This is a genomic window from Terriglobia bacterium, from assembly GCA_036496425.1.
Lineage (GTDB): Bacteria > Acidobacteriota > Terriglobia > 20CM-2-55-15 > 20CM-2-55-15 > 20CM-2-55-15.
In genome coordinates, this window is sequence record DASXLG010000132.1 from 1 (window position 1) to 2,924 (window position 2,924).

Genomic DNA, 2,924 nt, shown 5'->3' on the forward strand with positions numbered 1-2,924 from the left:
GCAATGTTCGGTGAGTTCTTTGGACGAAATGCGGCGGCGCGCCAGGGCGCGGGCGGCTTGGGAGAGCGTCCAATCGGCGGGGTCGGCGGACAGAGTTGTTATGGACAATCGGGCGGCTGCCGCTCCGGAAAGCAAACCACGCCGTGTCACTATTTCAGTGTCCGCGGTTGGACGCCGGCCGGCGGATTCAGCACGAATTTTTCCGCGGTTATTTCGGGCGTGTTCAATTTCAAATCCATCAGGGTGAGGATCACTTCATAGCCGTCCTTCGGCCGCTGGATATCGATGAGACCCGGAAATTTTATTCCGCCGTAGCTTTTCCAATTTAAGTATGTTGTGTCGCTAGCGATGCTGCCATCCGGACCGAATGTTTTTTGACGGGAAATATCGAGCGTGTAACGATCGAAATACACGTTGCGAACCAGTTTGAGCCCATCGCCCGCGCGCTGGATCATCATCAAAATGTAAACGGCATCGGTTTCATTGGTGTCGTCTTCGAGAACTGTCAGATCGGTTTTGGGGTCTGGCGGCCTGATCAGGAGCGCGGTGAGGAATGCGGCCGGCCGCAAGTTCTCGAGCTTGTTCTGGGACGCCGACGGCGGCGCATCGTTGCGGCCTTCCAGAAATTGATTTTTCAGAGGGATGGACACGCGAAACTCATTGTGGATCGAGACCATGTCGAATGCCGTGCCATGTATGGCAGGCTCGAGGGCGATGACGCGCATCTGGTCGGGTTTGCGGTACAGGACATAGCCGATAACGCTGGTGTAATCGGTAACCTTGCCACCATAGAGACTGCCGACCGAAGGCGCCATGTCGACTTTCAAGTTGAAGGATTCGATCGGATCTGAAACGTTGTGAATGCGCTGGACTAATTGCTCCTTGGTGGCGCTTAATAATGGCCTGTTTTCTTTTTCACCGGGAGGCTTGACGGTACGCCTGCGCACGAGGCAGGCAGGTTCGAAAGCCACAGCGGCGAAAATGATCCAGGCCAGATTACGCCGCAGGCGAAACGAGTACACCTCTGCAGTTTAGTAGACGCGGTATAAACTACGCTCTGAACTCTATATGCCGCGTCGAATCTTAGTCATCCTGTCGGCTGTTGCCGTAACTGCAGCGTACGCCCAATTGAACAAGGAGCGCGGAAATGGCCCGCAAGGAGTTCCGGAACTGAATTTTTTCGAGCACCGGATCGGCTTCGATCATGCGGAGGGAATCGCCGTTATGGACATGAACGGCGACGGGCGGCCAGATCTGGTGAGCGGCGCCTATTGGTACGAGAATCCGGGACCGGCGGGCGGCGAGTGGAAGCGGCAGCAGTACCGTACTGTGGAAATTACCGGTGAATTCGTTTCGGATTGCGGCGAGTGGGCTGTGGATGTCAACCACGATGGAGCGGTCGATCTAGTGACGGTGGGTTGGCAGAGCGATGGGCTTTGGTGGTATGAGAATCCCAAAAAAGCGGGAGCGCTGTGGCAGCGGCACTTGATCGCGCACACCGTGAAGACAGAAGGCGGCTGGATGGCGGACTTGAATGGCGATGGCAAACCGGAACTGGCGCTTGGCCACTACGGACATTCCGGCGTGATTTGGGTCGATTTTTCCGGCCCGGAACCGAAAGTGCACAACGCCGGGGGATCTGAACAGGACGGCCATGGTATCGGCATCGCGGATATCGATGGAGACGGCAAGAACGATCTTCTGACGCCTTTTGGCTGGTTCAAAAATATCGACGCGAATCAGGACAAGTGGGAATGGCGCGGGGAGTGGAAGCTAGGCGAATCCGGATTTCCGATTATCGGTTATGACGTGAACCACGATGGGAAGACCGACGTGATTTACGGGCGCGGGCACAGCTATGGTTTGTATTGGCTGGAGCAAGGCCCGAATGGCGAGTGGAAGAAACACACGATCGACGAATCGTTCTCGCAGGTCCACGTACTGAAGCTGGTGGATATCGACGGCGACGGGCAGATGGAACTGCTGGCGGGCAAACGTTATCGCGGGCATAACGGCAACGATCCGGGCTCTTACGATCCGCTGGTGATTTATTACTACAAGATCGACCAGGCAGGGAACTTCACGCGCGTGCCCGTTTCTGTCAATGGAACCGCCGGCGGCGGAACGCAGTTCATTACGGAAGACCTGGACGGCGATGGCGACCTGGACATCGCGGTTGCCGGGAAGACGGGAATTCACCTGCTCGAAAATTTGAAGGTGAACAAAGTACCGCGTGAACAACGCGAACGCGAAACTTTGCTGTACAAAGAATGGCCTTTCAAGGGCGAGGGCGGCGAAATTCCGGCGAAGCCATAAGGCACCCGCTAGGAGTGTCCTTCTTGCGGCGAAGTAGGAGCGACGTTGGATGCCTCACCGCCGCCATACTCCTTTTCCGCTTCCGCGCTTCGGCCGACAAGACGCAGCGCGGCGGCGGTGACATGCTCGGCGGTAAATCCGAAATTCTTCATGATCTGATCGCCGGGCGCGGACGCCCCGTAATGATCCACCGCGATGATGGTTCCTTCGTCGCCGGCCCAGCGGTCCCACCCGAGACTTGCGCCCGCCTCAACCGTCACGCGCTTCTTCAGCTTTTTCGGCAGGACGCTCTCGCAATAGGCGCTCTCCTGTTTTTCGAACAGGTACCAGCTCGGCATGCTCACTACGCGCGCTTTTACGCCATAGCCTTTCAGCTTTTCCTGCGCTTTCATACACAGCGCGACTTCCGATCCGGATCCAATCAGGATGAGTTCCGGGGCGCCGCCTTCGGCTTCGGAAAGGATGTACGCGCCCTTTGATGCGTCTCCGTTCTTGACGTTGGCGCGACTCAAGTGGGGGACGTTTTGACGAGTCAGAGCAAACAGCGTAGGACCATCGTGGGCGATGGCAACAGCCCAGCATTCGGCTGTTTCGGTGGCATCGGCGGG

Annotated in this window: 3 protein-coding genes; 1 reads left to right on the forward strand and 2 read right to left on the reverse strand. The window is 57.1% G+C overall.

The window, feature by feature from the left end; genetic code table 11:
* Positions 1-149: 149 nt before the first annotated feature.
* The gene (locus VGK48_08955; protein HEY2381294.1) at positions 150-1,022 is read right to left on the reverse strand and encodes a hypothetical protein; all 873 of its coding nucleotides are present in this window, start codon (positions 1,020-1,022) and stop codon (positions 150-152) included.
* A 46-nt stretch (positions 1,023-1,068) separates the two neighbouring features.
* On the opposite strand from VGK48_08955, the gene VGK48_08960 reads away from it, so the two are divergent.
* A complete protein-coding gene (locus tag VGK48_08960; GenBank protein HEY2381295.1) occupies positions 1,069-2,316 on the forward strand; it encodes a VCBS repeat-containing protein in 1,248 nt (415 codons plus the stop codon).
* 8 nt (positions 2,317-2,324) lie between these two features.
* Here VGK48_08960 and VGK48_08965 read toward each other — a convergent pair.
* The coding region (locus VGK48_08965; protein HEY2381296.1) for a transketolase C-terminal domain-containing protein at positions 2,325-2,924 on the reverse strand (600 nt) is incomplete at its 5' end.